The following is an 18,145-nucleotide window of genomic DNA, read 5'->3' as shown; positions in this document are numbered from 1 at the left end:
AAAATTTTCGATTACCTTCTTCTTTTTTTATTTTGTAAATTTATAAAGGAGGATGAAAATGGCTACAAATTCGCCCATAGAACTTTTAATTGCATTGGGGGTTAGTGACAAAGCGTCCAAAAACAATATCCAAACTTACTTAGATAAAATTAAAAAGGATTTAAAATTAGATGTTGAATTAAATGCTATAAAAGGTAATGGAAGTACCTTCGATAGTATGCGTAAAGAAATTGAATCTTTACAAAAGCAAGTATCTCAATTAAATCAAGAGCTAAGTAGTGTTGGAACAGGTAAGTCGCACTCCCCTACTTTATCTCAAGGAATCAAGCGAGATGTTGTAGAGTCGATGAAGTCACTCGATCAATTGAAAAATCATATTAAACAACAGAATGGCGAATACAAAATTAAGACTGTCGTAGACGCACAAGGATTAGAGAAGATTGATTCTGTTGTCACAAGAGTTAAAACTGGTTTAAATCAGATTCAGGAAACTCATCTAAAACCAATACTAGATACAAATAATTTAGTCGTTGGCTTGAAGCAAGTCGGTCAAACTGTACACGATATTAGTTCTAAAGATTTGAAATTGAATGTATCTAAGGGTATCGAAGAGTTAAATAAGTTTGCACGCCAAGGTGAACTTTCTAAAGAGCAATTTGAAAAGTTTAGAAGTAGCATTTCTTCTTCTATCAATAATACAGAACTGAATAAAGTTTTAGAGTCGATGCGAAGTATCAATAAGGAAACTACTCATGAAAACAAGATGCAAAATTCAATGGCTAACATCAATCAACAAGCTATCGAATTATCTCAAAAGTTAAATCAGTTCACTAAAGATAAAAATAGCGCTTTCGATCCTGTAATTGTAGATAAGTTTATCAGCAAGTTAGATAAATTAGCAGGTGTGAATTTTGATTCTACTAAAGGCATGAAGTCTGCCAACAAAGACTTCTCTTCGGTTGAAAAAGAAATAAATACATATATAAAGCTACAAGGTAGATACAAGGATGTTACTGATAATCTAGAGCTACTCCAACGTCAAGGTAAAATTACATCCTCTGATTTGGCTAAATTTACTCAAGATGCAAAAGTAGCCACAACTGTAACTGAGTTAAGTAATTTAAATAAAGAAATAAATAAATTTGCTAAAAATACACAATTTGATGCTCAAGTTTCTAATGCATTTAAGAATATAGGAAACGAAGTTGAACGATTAAATAACAAATTAAAAAATGTTACAAATAGTTTTAACATACCTCCAAACAATGCATTATTCAGTAAGATTAAATCAGATATTGATTCTATCAACAATACAAAAATTAATACTCCTGAAGATATTAAAACACTTAATAAATTAATTTCTGACACATCTAAGAATATTCGACAACTTGGACAAGATAGCAATAGTTTAAACCACTTCGAAACTAAGACTCGTGAAATTAATAACCTATTACAACAAATGAAAGAGTCTGGATTACTTACCAATAAAGAGATACATAAATTTTCTGATTCGTTATCGAGAATTGAAACTGGTAATTTAGCTAACGTTAACAACTTACTGACGCAAATGGGTACTAAATTTGATAAGTTAAAAACCAGTGAAAAAAACTTAGATACTTTTGAAAAACAGCAAAATTCACTTTCTCGTCTTAATTCAGAATTGACAAGAACCGAAAAGCTCTTCCCTCGCACAATGGATAAATCCAAAGCTGAAGAGTTAAGAAAAGAAATTGAGAAGCTTAGTAAGTTAAACATCATTAGTCCAACTGCTTTAAAAGATAATCAGAAAGAAATAAATAAATTAAAAGAAAAAGTTAAACAGTTCCACGCTGAATCTACTCAAGCTTCTAAAGGTTCTACTGGAGTATTAGAGGCATTCGGTGTGGCGATGCAAAAATTCCCAATCTGGATTAACTATGCCATAGTCCAGAATAAACTCTTCTAATTCGGTGAAACCCCTACTACATTGTAGGACAATACCGAGCGAAGCAAGCATATTTATTGTGATAATACATATGTACGAACGTGTAACGACTAGTCGAAAGACGTAGGATGCAAGTTGATGGCATTCGAAACGGAGAGCATACTTATTTTTAAATAAGAATTGAAGATATAGTCTCATCTTATAGGTAACTATAAGCAGTCTAATTTTATGACGAGTATGAAGTAACGATTCATATTGAAGGTTAAATGGTCGGCATCAACAATTTTTTACGGTACGGTTCGCACAGCCAAGGAATTCGCTACTATTTTAGTTGACATTGATTCAAAATTAGTATCTATTCAAAAAGTAGTAGATAATGGCACAGATATAGGTGCGGTATTCGATAGAGCCACTCAGTCAGCAGAGACTTTTGGGCAAAGTATAAGTAAAGCTTTAGATGCGTATATCGAATTTGCACGTCAAGGATATAAAGGTGCTGAGTTAGGTACTCTTGCAGATGCAGGTCTTGTCGCCTCTAATGTAGGAGAAATTTCAAGTCAATCTGCAAGCGAATATTTAACAGCTTCTTTGGTGCAATGGAAGAAGGAAACATCTGAAGCTATGGGTATTATTGATAGTTGGAACAACGTCAGTAACAACTATGCGACTACAGTTGAAAAATTAGCTCAAGGTCAATCTCGTGCAGGTGCTACAGCTAAAGCAATGGGATTAGATTTTGACCAACTTAATGCAATAATAGGTACAGTTACCGCAAGCACGAAGCAGTCAGGTAGCGAAATTGGTAACTTCGTCAAAAATGTGTTGCCTCGTTTAATTAGTGATCCTGCTCAAGATGCATTGAAAATGGTAAATGTCTCTTTAACTGATAAGCAAGGAAATCTGCGCGATATTGTGCAAGTTTATACTGACGTCGCCAACAAAGTTAAAGAATTAAATGATACTGAACGTATCTCAGTAATGGAAGGTTTAGCAGGTTAACAAAATAGCCCCTTATAACAGTGATGTTATATTGAACACCGAATATCGGGGGAAGCCTAAGTCTGAATAGATAAGGTAATCCCGAAGCGTAAAACATTAGAACTACGCTCGAACGACTGACAAGGTGTAACTCATAATTTAAATTAATCACATTCCACTATTTAATAGATAAAATACATAAAATTAGTAATTTTAAATTGAATAAAGTTATTTAATATGTTAATATTTAACTATAGGGATAGATTAAGAAATAGCTAGCTTAATTTACAAGTAAAGCATCCTAACTTTACTTCCCTATTTTATATATTTAGGAAAATACATAATTACCGTAGGAGGTAATTTAAAATTATGTGTAAAAATACATATGTAAACATCCAAACTGGTGAAATTTTGGATATGGAGCGAATAGTAAATTTAAAAGATAACACAATGTTAAAGCATTCCCCTCACCTATTCGAAGAATGGGATTTTGAGGAAAATGACGCAGATATTTATAAAGTAACAAAAGGTAGTAAAATGAAATTCAATTTTATTTGCAAACAGTGTAAAAGTAAACATATTGCTATGCCAACAAATAAAATAAGAAGTAAAATGTGTATTTATTGTAGAGGATTAAAAGTTAATGAAACCAACTCTTTAGCTTCACTTAATCCTGACTTAGCAGAACAATGGCATCCAACATTAAACGGTGAATTAACACCTCGTGATGTCACTTGTGGGTATGATAAAAAAGTTTGGTGGTTAGGTGAGTGTGGGCATGAGTGGGATATGAGAGTCGTAGACAGAACTAAGGGCTCTAATTGTCCGATATGTGCAAACAAAAGAATTATAGTTAATGAAAATGATTTATGGACTACCCATCCTCATGTAGCAGTATTACTAAAAGATGATTCGTTAGGATATAAATATCATCATGGAAGTACATTTTGCACAGATTGGATATGTTCTAATTGTGGATTAGAGATAAAGAATAAGGAAATTAGAGTAATAGTTAAAAAAGGATTACCTTGTATTAACTGTTCTGATGGGTTTAGCTTACCAGAGAAAATGATGAGTGCAACTTTATCTCAATTAGATGTAAACTTTACTTCTCAAAAGTCTTTTTCTTGGTCAAACAATAAAAGATACGACTTTTACATACCTACATTAAATATGATAATTGAAACGCACGGAGCACAACATTCAATCAACCCTTATAAAAACGGTAGAAGTCTACAAGAAGAACAGTTTAACGATGAGTTTAAAAGAAATGTTGCTATTCAAAACAAAATCATAAATTATATTGAAATTGATTGTAGAGTAAATGACTTTGATTATATTAAAAAATCAATTCTTAATAGTGTCATGACAGACTTTTTTAATCTTAGGAATGTAAATTGGGATAAAGTTTATAAAAAATCATTTAATTCTATGGTAAATGAAGTATGCGACATTTATAAAAGAACCGAACTTACTCACACTGAAATAAGCAAGAAACTAGCTATTTCAAGTAGCACAGTTATTAGATATTTAAAAATAGGTGCGAAAATGGGAATTGTAGAATATGCTCCACATGGTGAAAAAGGTGCTCGTTCAAGTGGTAAACTAAATAAAAAGAAAGTTGTCCAAATAAAAGATTCTAGTCTAATAAAAGTTTGGGAATCTATCGAGGAAGCAAGTAAGGCGATGTGTTTGAAAAGCTCATCATCTATATCAATCGCTTGTAAAAATGCCAACAGGACAGCTAGAGGGTTTAAATGGTCTTTCTTAGAAGATTATGAAAAACAATATGGAAAATTATAATGAGTAGGGATAACTCCCCTACTCTATTTTTATATCACCTTATTAAACAGTGGAATGTGATTAAAGGTGAATTATGAGTTAATGATACAGTCTAGACCGTCTGCTTTGTGCAGAGTTAAAGTACCATGAAAATGGCGGTATAATCGAAATATCACATATCGAGAATGCAAGCGTTATTAGATGATTTAGGTTCTGCAAAATCAATGTACAGAGAAATGTACGAAACATCTAAGGATTCCGCAGGTAGCGCCTTAAAAGAAAACGAAATCTACATGAAATCATTAGAAGCACGAATCAATTTGACTAAAGTTGAATTTGAAAAGTTAGCTGTTTCTATCGGAGATGCTTTTCTCACAGATGGAATGGTAGCTTTCCTTCAAGTTGCTTCAGGTGGTTTAGGCGTTATAACTAAATTAGTAGATGGTGTTGGTTTACTTCCTGTAGTTTTAGGTACAGCAGGAATGGCAACATTCGCATTATCTTCTAACTTTAGAACATTCAGTGCTAATGCAAAAATTGCCACTACAACTTTATTAGGGTTCAACGGTGCTCAAAAAAGTACAGACATGTGGAACAAAATGCTTACAGTAAGTACGAGAACTTTAGGGGTTGCTTGGAAAGGATTCTTGGCTTCTTTAGGCGTTGGAATCCCATTGATTATAGTTGGCGTAGCATTAGAAAAGTTAATGAGTAAAATGGGTGATGCTCGTCAAAAAGCAGAAGAATTAGAATCTCAAACAAAGCAAACAATGGATTCTTATAAGTCAAATAAAGATAGTATTTCTAAATTAGCAAATGAATATGCTGAGTTAGAAAAGGTTATGAGTAACGGAGACAAATCCAAATCTACTCTTCAAAAACACGCAGAAGTAGCTGATGAATTAGGCAAAGTAATGCCTTCTTTAGTTCAAGGCGAAGATACATATGGACGTAAAGTAGTTGGGTCGTCAGATGCAGTTAAAGTTAGAGTTGAAATGCTACAAAGACAACTTGAAATTCAAGAAAAAATTGCACAAGCTGAAGCTAGAGAAAAACGTGATGACAATATTGATACCTACGAAGATTCAATTAAAGCTTCTAAAGATGCGATAGATTCTTATTTAGATGTTTTGAAGTCTAGTGGAGCAAAAGCAGAAGATCTTTCAGCTAAAATTAATAATATTCCATCAGAAAAACGTATTGGGTTCATAGATGAAAAAGGTAAGCCAATATATCAAACATTCAAAGATGTTGAAAACGGTATTACAAAAATTAATGGGCTTCTTAAAGATGCCAATGATAATGGCGATGAAGAATCAGTAAAATATTATACAAAGCTCTTAGATATTTTAAACGAGACTTATCAAACAGTATCACCTCTTACTAATGATATAATAAAGAATGTAGAATCATTGCGATTAACATACTCAGATTCAATAAATGACATAATAAACAGGAATTCAAAACTGGATGAATCTGCAAAAGAAACAGCTAAAAACCTATCACTTCAGCTATTGAATGCCGTCAATGAGTCAGATTTAAATAATGTTAAAAATAGTTTAGAAAATTTATTCTCAGGAGTACAATTCTCCAAAGTTTCTAGTGAATTAATTCAAGTTTTCAGCGATTTAGAGAACGCCTCTGAAGATTCATTTGGTAATATGAAAAAAAGCGCAGAAGATTTCCTTTCCACCCTACCAAATGTTTTAAAGTCTAGTGGAATGAAAGCAGAAGATGTTTCTGCAATTATGGAAATTCTCAAAAAAAGGCTATCTGATGTATCAAATGAACATGATAGATTGGCTAAAGTAGCCAAAGAAAATGGAGTAAGTATTGATGAAGCAAGAGCAAAGGTGAAAGCTTTTGGCGATGATTCTGAAGGTGCTTCTGAATCAGTTGATAACTTAGCTTCAAAAATGAAAGACTTCAAAGATGCGACTGAATCAATGGCAGGTGTATCGCAATCAGGTGTTGATGCATTAAATGATTTAATACTTAAATATGATATGCTTACATACCAATTAGAAGGCTATACTCAAAAACAACTACAAGACATTTACACTAAAGAAAATTTAACATCTAAAGAACGAGATATTAAAAATATCTTAGATGATCGTGTAGCTGTAATGAAGGAAATGTCTAGTGTTTACCCTGACTTATTAGGTAAAGACGGTAAAGCAATCTTTTTATCCGATGAGAAACGTAAAGCAATTGAAGCAGAAAATAAAGCAAGCGAAATACTATTAAAAGGTTATAAAAATGCTAGAGATGGTAAATTGAGTGCTGAAGAACAAGCTACATTAGCGTCTGCCTCTGGCGCTAGAGCACGTATTAATAATTTAAGAGTAGAAATTGATATGCTAGAAAAGTATGTCAAAGCTAATACCATTGCTTCTAAAGTAGTTAGCGCATTTAATGGTATGGCAGGATTAGCTGTTAGATTACAACAAATCCCTATCGAACAAGCACTTGAAGGATATAAAGCAGAATTAAGTAGCTTAACTGGGAGCCTTAGTACTAATATTGGTAAAATTGATAGCTTCAATACTGCAATAGAAAACTCGTCTAAATCTACTAAAAGTAATACTAAAGCTCAAAAGGATAATAATGCTGAAAAAGAGAAATCAATTTGGATAACTGACAAGTATAAACAAAAACTTGAAGAGCTTAATTTAGCAATTGAAAAACAGCAAAAGATACAATCAAAATTCCCTGAGTACTCTAGTGAATATAAAAAATCATTAGAAACTCAAATCAAGCTGGAGAAACAAAAATTAGAATTACAACAAAAGCAAGCTAAAGCGATAGAGTCTCAGATTGCATCGGGTAAAATTCAACAAACTGGTAATATTTCTGTTAAATCTCCAAATGGTAAGATTAATGGATATGAAGGTAAAATAACTTCTACATATGGTTCACGCGCAGACAATCACCGCGGTGTAGATATCGCGATGCCTACTGGTACTCGCGTTGATGCTCCTGTATCAGGCAAAGTCATTAAAGCAGGTAGTGCTACATCAGATAAAAATGGTAAAAAGATGGATTGGACATATGGTAACTTAGTAGTTATCCAAGACGACAATGACGTTAAGCACATCTTAGCGCACTTAGATCAAACAATAGTAAAACTAGGAGATCAAGTACAAGCAGGAACTCAGATTGGTAAATCTGGTAACACTGGTTATTCTACTGGCGCTCATTTACATTACGAACAAAATAATTCAAAGGGTCAAACAATCAATCCTACTGCAACATTGAATGCTATACGTTCTAGCAGTGCCACTACCCCATCTGCTTCTAGTCAACAAGCAGTAGTTTGGAATTATTTCAAAAATAAAGGTTTAAACGATAAAGCTATTGCAGGACTAATGGGCAACATTGCTCAAGAGTCTAACTTCAATTCAAGTGCTGTGAATAAATCTAGTGGTGCATCAGGTATCTTCCAATGGTTAGGTGGAAGAAAAACAGGACTACAAGACTATGCTAAATCTGTAGGTAAATCCTGGACTGATCTACAGGTTCAATTAGATTATGCTTGGAAAGAATTAAACAACAGTGAGAAAAAAGCATTATCTTCATTACAACGAAGTGATTTATCATCCTCACAACACGCTTCAGAGTTCGAAAGATTATTTGAGCGTTCTGGCGGTTCGGCTGTTGGAAAACGTCAAAATTTTGCCAACCAATACTACAATCAATTTGCAGGTACTAATGGTGGTGCAGGTGTCGGTATTGATACGTCTCAACAAGCAATTGACCAAGCTAATTCTGATTTAAACGGATTAAATACTGATATTCTACAACAAGAAGAAGCTATCTCTAATTTAGAAAAGCGACTTATTGATATTACCCTTTCAGCTTACGAGCATAAAAAGTCCAATTATGATAAATTCCTTGAAAACAGCGATAATCGTTTAAATAAGTTGATTAAATCTTCTCAGATGTACCGAGATGAGTTGGATAAACAAATTAATGCTCTAACTGAAAAGAAGAAAATAAATCAAGCAGAGATTGTGGCATTACAAAATATTATTAGTAGTGGGAACTTAACATCAAAGGTTGTCGAAGAATATACTGAGCGTTTACATGAGTTAGGTAAAGTAAACAGTGAAATTGATTTTGCAATTAAAGATATTGATACATCTAAGTTAGAGTCTTATGTTTCATTAGTAGATGAAATATTCACTAAATATAATGTTTTGCGTAAAGAAAAAGATACATTCCTAGAATACGAAAATATTGCCATTGAAGAACTTGACACCTCTTCGCTACGTTACCTTCAGACACTAGAAAAAATAAACTCTAAATTACGAGAAAAACAGAATATTAATCGTCAAGAATTAACTGATCTTGAATTGTTAATTAAGAGTAATAAATTATCTGGTGAAGCGTTAGAAAACACTAAAAATAGAGTTACAGAATTAAACTCCCAAATTAAACAATTGCAGTTAGAAATTCAAAATGGCGATTTCAATATTATTGTAAACATTAAAACTCAATCTGATGCTGATATTAGCAAAATGCAATTTGAAATTGACCGAAATGAAGCAATACGTAAAATGTATGAAGAAGGTTCCGCTGATTACAAAAAGTACACTGAGAATATCCTTAAACAGTATGAAAAAATGGCTCAAAAACATCTTGAAACTCGTGATGCACTAGTTGAAGAATTAAAACAACGTGACATTACTGCTGAAAGAATAAAAGAAGTTAAAAAGTTGTTAGAAGATGAACACTTAGCGTATTTAAACGCTACCTTATCCATAAAAGAGTACACAAAACAAGTTGAGAAAGCTAATGAATCTCAATTAAAAGATGTTGCTGAAAAATTTATCAATGCACATAAAGAATATGTTCAAGAACGCAAAGACGAACATATGAAGTCAATTGATGAAGAAATTAAGCGTGAAAATGAAAAGCATGAGAAAATCATGAAACAACTTAACGATGAAATGGATTTATTCCGTAAAAACGTTGATGAAAAATTACGCTTAATTGAACGTCAAGAAGCTGAACGTGATTATAATATGCAAATTGGTGATATGGAGAAAGAACGTGACAAATTACAGTCAGAGTACAATCTCACACTATTAGATAAATCAAATGAAGCAAAGCAAAAGCGTAAAAAGTTACAAGAACAACTTGATAAAATTGATAAAGATATTGCTGAAAAACGTCATGAGCGTGACATCGAGCTCCAAAAGCAAGGGCTTAATGACCTACTTGAAACTAAAGAAGATGAGATAAATGGCAAGATTGAACTTCAAGACAAAGAGCATGAAAATACTATCAATAAAATTAACCGTGAAAAAGAGTATTGGGAAAAACATTATACTGATCTATTAAATGATGAGCGTAAATTCGCTAGAATTCGTGAAGATATCCTAGCAGGTCACTTTGACAAAGTGCTATCTGAGTTTGATGGTTATATTGCAGAAATGATTGCCACAATGCCTGAACTAGAAGATACTCTAAACGGAACAATGCAATCAGTTGGTACATCTATTCGTCAAAATGTTATCGACCATTTGCGAGAAGCTATAAGCTTAGTAAATGAGTTTAATTCTATGCAAGTAGGTACAAATGGCTCTTTTGGTGATTTTAATCCTAATGACATCTTTAATGAGAATAAAGGTACTGGTGTAGGAACTTCCAAGGGAAATTTAACTCAAGGAGATATGAAAGTACTTCTAGGTAAATTCTTAACTGACAATGTCGCTAACCAATTATCTGGCTCTGCAAAAGAATCTGCTCATACAGCAGGTAACTCATTAGGTAGTGCAGGACGAGTAGAAGGTTCTACTGTCGATAAGAATATCTCTTTTGACAATGCAGTAAAAGGATTGACTTCTGCTGAGTTAGAGGCATTAAATCAATACTTCACAGCTAATAAGTCTGTTTATGGTGGTCAGTATGAGAAATACATAAATAATTTTTTAAAAGGTAACGGTTCACCTATTAGTGGAAGTGATGTCAGTGGTACAGATAAATATGGTTTAGGTAATACTTTGACGAATGGAGACATGCAAGTACTTATGGCTAAGTACGTTAACGATGTCCTATTAAGTGAAATTAAAGATACTAAACAAAGAACTTCTGTCAAAGCGACTGTTGATAAATTAGCATCAGATGGTCGTAATAATGGAATGTCAAAATTGGACAAGAATATTTCATTTGGAGCAATTTCTGCATTAATGAGTAGGTCACAAGCTAACCAATTAAAAGACTTTATGACCGTAAACTCTGGTATGTTTGGTGATGCAACTTTACAAAGTCAAATTAAAAAATATGCGGCATCATTAGATACTGGTGGATTCATGAATTGGTCTGGTACAGGTATGGATGGTAAAGGCGGAAAAGCTATTATTGCTCACCCTAATGAAATTATGCTGAATAAAGTTGATACTAAAGGATTTTTTAAATCTATTGATGTAATGGATAGAGTTATGAGTAGTATAAGACCTATACTATCTAAGTTCTCTCCTCAGCCTATTGCACAGAATTCAAATTCTAATGGTGATGTATTCCAAATTCAATTTGGCGATGTTATAAACGCAACAAAAGAACAAGCTGAAACATATGGTACAACTATCGCAAATAAAATAAGACGAGAAAAAGGAGGTAAATGGTAATGTACCAATCTCTAAATTTCACATACAATGGAGAGTCTAGTGAAGAATACGGAGTTGTGATGATTAATGACGGAGGTGGATTATACAAAGAAACCTTCCTACCAAATCGTTCAATCAGAGAAAATAAGATAAATGGAAAAGATAGACCATACTTCATGGGAGTGGAAAACAATCCACTCTCTTTTTCTTTGTCTTTTTTCATTAAAGAATGGAAAGATAGAAACAATTTGAGAGCCATATCTAGATGGTTGTTCACTGATTATTATAAGCCTCTAATTTTTGAATCAAATTTAGATAGAGTATTTTATGCAATCATTGAAGGCAACAGTGAGCTTATTCACAATGGATGTCAAGAAGGTCATATAACTTTAAATATCAGATGTAATTCACCATACAGCTACTCCCCTCCTATATCACATTATGTATCTGTACGTGGAAAAGCAGAACCGTATTTTTACAATGAAGGTGATGCAATTATTCGTCCACAACTTAAGTTTACAAAAATTGGAGATGGTGATATCTCTATAAAGAATGAAGAGAATAATCAAGAATTCAAATTGACAGGGTTATATGACAAAGAAGTTGTTTTAGTTAATTGTGAAAATGAAGAAATTATAAGTAGTTTTCAAAAGTCATTAAATAGATATTTACATAATAATCACAATGATGTTTGGTTGGATTTTGATAGGAATTCTTCTTCAACATTCACTTTTACAGGTAATTTTGATTGTGAATTTTATCTTGAGTATAAATATTTAAATGAAGATAGACCAATTTACTACTAAAGAAAGGAGGAATTGAATGAATATCTTATCATTGTATATTGATGACATACTATCTAAAAAAGAAATTATTCCTAATATATACTTGTGCAAACCTGATAAGAGTAGAATTCGAAAATTAAAAGACATATACAATTTAAAATTAAATCTAAAACTAGGTGCTATAAACGAACTTTCTTTCACTACCCCATCTTACATAGACAGAAATCATGAATTAATTAAAAATCCACTCATCTCAGATATTAAGCTTTACTATCTAGTTGAATTTCAATTTAAAGGTACTACAGAATACTTTGTCGTCATGAGTCAAAATAAATCCATGTCAAGTAATGAAGAAGTTATTTCATACAATTTATTTAATCTAGGCTACCTTTTAAATAACAAATTAATTAAATTATATGAAGCTACATCATATACATTAAGTCAATTAGTATTTGATTTCTTAAAAGAAACAGATTGGGGAATTGATTTTATTGATGTAGATTTTGATGTAAACAATTCTAATGCACTAAAACGATCATATCAATCAGACAATTCAACAGTATTACAATGTCTATTTGATGTAGCAACAAAATTCAATGCAATTATTCATTTTGACACTGTAAAACAGAAGGTTTCATTTTATAAACCAGAAAAAATTGGATTAAATCGTGGATGGAAATTAAAAAAAGGTAAATATCTAGAGTCATATAATGTTGATATTAATATTGATGAAATTGTAACTCGTATGTATTGCTATGGTGAAGAAGGTCTTGAATTTCGGACTCTCTCTCCTACTGGATCAAACTATTTAGAGGATTTCAGTTGGTACATCTACCCTTTCAAGTGTGACGATAACTACAATGTTATAGAGCATTCAGAGTATATGACTGATGCATTATGCATTGCTTTACTAAAGTACAATAAGCTACTAAGTCAAAATGCAACTAAGTTTAAAGAATTGTCAACTTCTCTATCCACTAAAAAAGCAGAATTAACAACTTTAAATCAAGAACTGAGTGTACTTGATACAGAACTTACGATACTAAACAATGAGTTAGATGTTATAAATGCTACATACTATGAGCAAGCACCTTCAAGACCTGATTGGCAATCTGTTATCAATAGAATTAATAGTAAAAATACACAAATTACAACCAAGAAAAATCAGATTAACACTAAAGAAAATGAAATACAGAGTACTGAAAATGCCATTTCTACACTACGTAATTTATTATCAGTAGAGAACAATTTCACAAGAGATAATTTATTAGAATTAAATAAATACATAATAGGTAAAGATTTTACTGATGATACAATTGTTGAGGAACAAGATTTATTAGATGCAGCAACAAAGCATTTTAAAACTGTTAATGAACCTGCTATTGCAATGACATTTAAAGTTGTTAATTTCCTGAACGATATGGAATACGTTGCTGATAGAGACAAGATTAATCTAGGAGATACTGTTAAATTAATTTCAGGAACTCTGGACGTTAGTATATCATCTAAAATTATTGAGATTAGTTATGATTTTGATAACAATGATATTTCATTAACAATAGCTAATGATAAAGACTTAAAAGATGATGATTCCAAGTTAGTTGATATGATTTATTCATCACATAATACTTCTACCTCTGTAGACATGAATAAATATAAGCTTGATTTAGCTGTAAACGCAAATAACCTAGTTACACAAATGATAAATAGTGAATTTGACACTGCAAAGAATGTACTAGTTGGCGGTACTGCAAATTCCAACACTATGAATGAGCGTGGGTTCTATAGTAATGACTTGCAAGATGATAATACATATTTAGTTATTAATAATGGGATTCTAGCCATTACCAAAAATTCGGGTAACTCTGTCGAAGTGGCTATTTCTAAAAATGGAGTTCACGCTGAAAAATTAGCAGGAAAATTAATACTTGGTAATAAATTGGTAATTCAAAGCGACTTAGGTTTATTTGAGATAAATGGAGCAACTCAAACAATATTCGATGCAAACGGAGTTAAGAAGGTTGAGATTGGTAGATATAAAAATCCTGACAACACTTCTCAATACAAATACGGTGTAAATATAATGGATGGCGCAATTGATATTCGAACATCTAGTAGTGCTAATCGTGGTACTCAATTAGACGGAAACGGGTTCAGGGCATTTAATTCTAACGGCGTTCGTACTTTTAATGTCAATGCGTCTACTGGACAAGTTGAAATTATCGGTGATTTAACTATAAAGTCCTCCCCTTCTTCTTATCGAGGGGTAGTTATAACGTCTAGTGGAATAACAGGCTATAATGCTTCAGGCGGAGTAACATTTGAGTTAAATGCTAATTCAGGAAGAATGACCTCACAGGAAAACTTCTTAATTCAAACATCCACTTCTTCAAATCGTGGCGTAAAAATGGACGACTACGGTATGCGTGGATATAACTCTTATGGTGAAAAAACGTTTGAAATTGATACATACGGAAATGCTACTTTTAGTGGAAATATAAACGCGTCTACAATAACTGGTACGACGATCAATGGTAATAATATTTATGGTGGATCGATTAACGGTACTACAATCACAGGTAGCACTATCAATGGTAATAATATAAATGGTGGCACAATAACAGGGAACACCATCACTGGTAATACAATTAATGGTGGAACTATTACTGGCACTGATATAAGAGGAAGTACAATATATGGCAATACTATTACTGGTGGGACTATTTCTGGAACTAATATAGAATCTGCTACTATTAATATTAGCGATGATGTTACTGTTGGTAACTGGATACAACTAGGCGCTAAATGGAATGACTCTAATATAAAAGGTATAAGCTTTGGAGGTAGAGGTATGGGCAATCAAATATCATGGTCTTCTAGCAGAGGTATTGAAATATCTACTGATGCAGGTGTACAAATTCCATATGGTGGTTTGACAATTCAAGGCGAAAGTGCTATTACATCTAATTATGCAGGTGCACGCTTAGTATGGAATGGCTCAAGAGGAGCTTCACAAGGTGGTTCAGGAGGAAGACTATATGTGCGTGGCTTCAATGACGAAATTGGATATATAGAACTGAAGTGATAATTATCAAAATGTCTAATACTGCAATAAAACGGTCATACTTCCATTATATCTATAATAAAGTAAAATATTTTCAATATAATTGTTAACTTTATCCTTAAGAAAGTATACAATATAAATATATAGACACCCATAAAGGAGAAGATTAATATGAAAAAGTTTTTAGTAGCAGGAATGTTATCTTTAGGTTTATTATTTGCAGGTATAGTAAGTGCTGATGCAAAATATCCAGAAATGAAGCCAACGCCTTATCTAACATATGACAAACAAGAAGACTACGCAGAATTGCTAAATGGTAAAGGTTACACTAAAGACAATTGGGTTATGGTAATGGAGAAAGACCCTTGGATCATGATGGAAGGTTATTCAGGAATACGAGAAGTAAAAGGATTCACAAATGGTAAGCAGATTTTCCGTAAACGTCATATTTGGAAAGATAACGAACATCCAATTAAATTCGAAGATGGTAAGCGTTATTTAGTCGTATATGACATTGATGATAGAAATGATGAAGGTATACTTGAAATTATTGAAATTCCAGAAAAATAACATTAAACGGTTACTATGGGCTACTCAATTTAGAGTAGCCTTTTTTTGTATTTATATTTTAAGGAGAATATATTGATGAAAATAAAAAATAAGCATGTGGAAAATACATATAAAATGCTTTTTGATTTGGATTTAAAAGGTACAGTTTCTAGACGACGTACAAGGTTTAATCGTTTACTACAGAGCCATTACATTAATATTATTGAACCAGAGAAAAATGAATTAAAGAATCAATATGCTATCAAAGATGCATCAGGTAATATTGAAATATTTGAGAACGGTAATTTTAAAGTTACTAGCGAGTATTTAAATGAAATGGATATATTATTGAATGAAGAAATGCATATTGATTTAAATGAAGCTAATAAAGAAATGTTACTGACTGTAGCTAACCTATTCTTAGATGAAGAATTAATATCAGTTTCAGGAGAATTAGCAGAAGCGCACGATTACATATGTGAGCAATTTGAAAATGTAATTAAGTTTTACGACAGACAAAATTAAAAAATACATAAAGAAAGGATTTTTTAAATGTCATTTAGTAATGAATACATATTAAACGTAGATGTAAAACGTAGAATGACAAGTATTGTACCTACTTTTAAGCAAGGTGATTCAGCAACATTAAAGTTTAGAATTTTTGATGATGGTAAAGAGTTTGACTTAACAGACTTTACTAGAGCTGAAATTACTTTTGGACTACCATCAGGTCAAACAATCATCGGTGAGCCTTATTTAGATCAAGCGACACACATGATTGTTTATAAATTTGTTGGTGTAGAAATGTCTGAGGTTGGAAAACTAGAAACTATTCTCTCCGTTTATTCAGGTACTTCTATGGTTTCTATTCAACCTTTCTCAGTATGGATATTCGACCACTTAAAAGATAAAGATTTAAGTTACATAGGCATCCTTCAAGATTTAATTGCTCAAGTAGAATTGCTAAATCAAGAAGTAACAAATACTTTAACTGAAGCTAACCAAATTAAAGACGAATTAAATGACTTACTAGAAGAATCGAATGAAGCTGAAACAATTAGAAATACAAATGAACAACAACGGATTGTGAATGAAAATGCTCGTAAGTCAAATGAGACTGATAGAAGAAATGCTGAAGATACACGTAAATCTAATGAGGTTGCACGAATCCAAAATGAACAAATACGTAACACCAACGAGCAAGCTCGCCTAAAAAGTTTAGATGATATGAATATCATTATTAATCAGTATAAATTCACTGGATCATACAATACAAATGTTACATATAAAAAATTTAATCAAGTAGAAGTTGATGGAAGTACTTATATTGCGATAACTGACAATACAAATACACCTGTCTCAAATACAAACGTATGGAGATTACTTGCTAGCAAAGGAGCAAAAGGTGACAAAGGTGATACTGGTGCGGCATTAAGTATTCTAGGTAAATTAACAGACGAATCGCAACTCCCTCCTACTGGACATCCCGGTGATGCTTATACTGTAAACGGTGAATTATATGTGTGGTCAGAAGTGACAGGTATATGGGAAAATGTTGGTAACATCAAGGGTGAAAAAGGTGATACAGGTATCACTGGAGAAGATGGTAAATCTGCATACGAGATAGCAGTTGAAAATGGATTTGTCGGTACTTCTGAAGAGTGGTTAGCTTCTTTAAAAGGTGAAAAAGGTGATAAAGGTCAAGATGCAGATTTAACAGAAATTAATCAAAAAGTTGATGGAATGCAAGCAGAAGTTACTGAACATTTGACTGAAATTGCGACTACTGAAAAGTTAGGTCATTTTAAACCTGATGGTGAGACTTTAGAAGTTGATCCTGTGACTGGTGTAGCAAAAGTCATTGGAGGAAGTAGCGCAAAACTATATCAAGAAAACAATATTACATTTCCTACATCTAGCGCTATAGGTAACGATAATTTTGTTGACTCTGTAACGTTTGCAGGAATATGTTTTTCTCAAAACAGTTCTGCAAAGACAGTTCGGGTTAAAGATGCAGCAACATTATATACTAATTCTCCTGTCTCATTAAGGAGAATAGATGGGACTTGGATTGACAGTATTGCTATAAGTAAAACGACTGTAGCTGATGAAGTAGATATTAAGTTGAGTGATGCAACTGACATGTCAATCGCCTTTATACAAATTGTACAGAAGTATGAAGGAGCCACAACTAGATCCAATCAGGCATTTGGGTCATTCAACTTATCTGGAGGTGCCAATTCTACAGCTATGGGTAAAAATTCTATAGCAAGAGGGCACTATTCTTTGGCTGTAGGAGATTCAACTCAAGCATTAGGATTCTCATCTATTGCTACTGGAATAAAATCGACTGCACAAACTAGTAACTGTGTTGCTCTTGGTAACAATGTTGTAGCATCAGCATTGCATTCAGTCGCATTAGGTGACTATTCTATAGCATCAGGACAGGCAT

Annotated in this window: 8 protein-coding genes and 1 pseudogene; all 9 read left to right on the top strand. The window is 32.6% G+C overall.

The annotated features are described in order from the left end of the window. Positions 1-58 precede the first annotated feature (58 nt). Complete coding sequence (locus tag ACIPKN_RS13805) at positions 59-1,945, top strand: hypothetical protein (RefSeq protein ID WP_400936889.1); 1,887 nt, start codon at positions 59-61, stop codon at positions 1,943-1,945. Between the two features lie 234 nt (positions 1,946-2,179). Then, positions 2,180-2,923 (top strand): phage tail tape measure protein, encoded by a 744-nt coding sequence (locus tag ACIPKN_RS13800; RefSeq protein WP_400936886.1) that lies wholly within the window; start codon positions 2,180-2,182, stop codon positions 2,921-2,923. Between the two features lie 348 nt (positions 2,924-3,271). Beyond that, complete coding sequence (locus ACIPKN_RS13795; protein ID WP_400936883.1) at positions 3,272-4,705, top strand: zinc-ribbon domain-containing protein; 1,434 nt, start codon at positions 3,272-3,274, stop codon at positions 4,703-4,705. Between the two features lie 164 nt (positions 4,706-4,869). After that, the gene (locus ACIPKN_RS13790; RefSeq protein ID WP_400936880.1) at positions 4,870-11,316 is read left to right on the top strand and encodes a phage tail tip lysozyme; all 6,447 of its coding nucleotides are present in this window, start codon (positions 4,870-4,872) and stop codon (positions 11,314-11,316) included. After that, the gene (locus ACIPKN_RS13785; RefSeq protein ID WP_400936878.1) at positions 11,316-12,101 is read left to right on the top strand and encodes a distal tail protein Dit; all 786 of its coding nucleotides are present in this window, start codon (positions 11,316-11,318) and stop codon (positions 12,099-12,101) included. The genes ACIPKN_RS13790 and ACIPKN_RS13785 overlap by 1 nt, the downstream gene beginning before the upstream one ends. A gap of 16 nt (positions 12,102-12,117) precedes the next feature. After that, the gene (locus ACIPKN_RS13780; protein WP_400936876.1) at positions 12,118-15,165 is read left to right on the top strand and encodes a phage tail protein; all 3,048 of its coding nucleotides are present in this window, start codon (positions 12,118-12,120) and stop codon (positions 15,163-15,165) included. A 150-nt stretch (positions 15,166-15,315) separates the two neighbouring features. Further along, positions 15,316-15,714 carry a hypothetical protein gene (locus tag ACIPKN_RS13775; RefSeq protein ID WP_400936873.1) on the top strand — a complete coding sequence of 133 codons (399 nt, stop codon included), beginning with the start codon at positions 15,316-15,318 and terminating at the stop codon, positions 15,712-15,714. Positions 15,715-15,789: 75 nt separating this feature from the next. Beyond that, on the top strand, positions 15,790-16,218 hold the full coding sequence (locus ACIPKN_RS13770; protein ID WP_400936870.1) for a hypothetical protein: 429 nt from the start codon (positions 15,790-15,792) through the stop codon (positions 16,216-16,218). Positions 16,219-16,245: 27 nt separating this feature from the next. Beyond that, positions 16,246-18,145 (top strand): annotated as a pseudogene (locus tag ACIPKN_RS13765) (BppU family phage baseplate upper protein); the annotation flags it as partial.

The sequence above is a fragment of the Lysinibacillus sp. NPDC086135 genome (assembly GCF_044746345.1).
In the GTDB taxonomy this organism is placed as follows: Bacteria; Bacillota; Bacilli; order Bacillales_A; family Planococcaceae; genus Lysinibacillus.
This window is presented reverse-complemented; position numbering and strand designations above follow the sequence as displayed.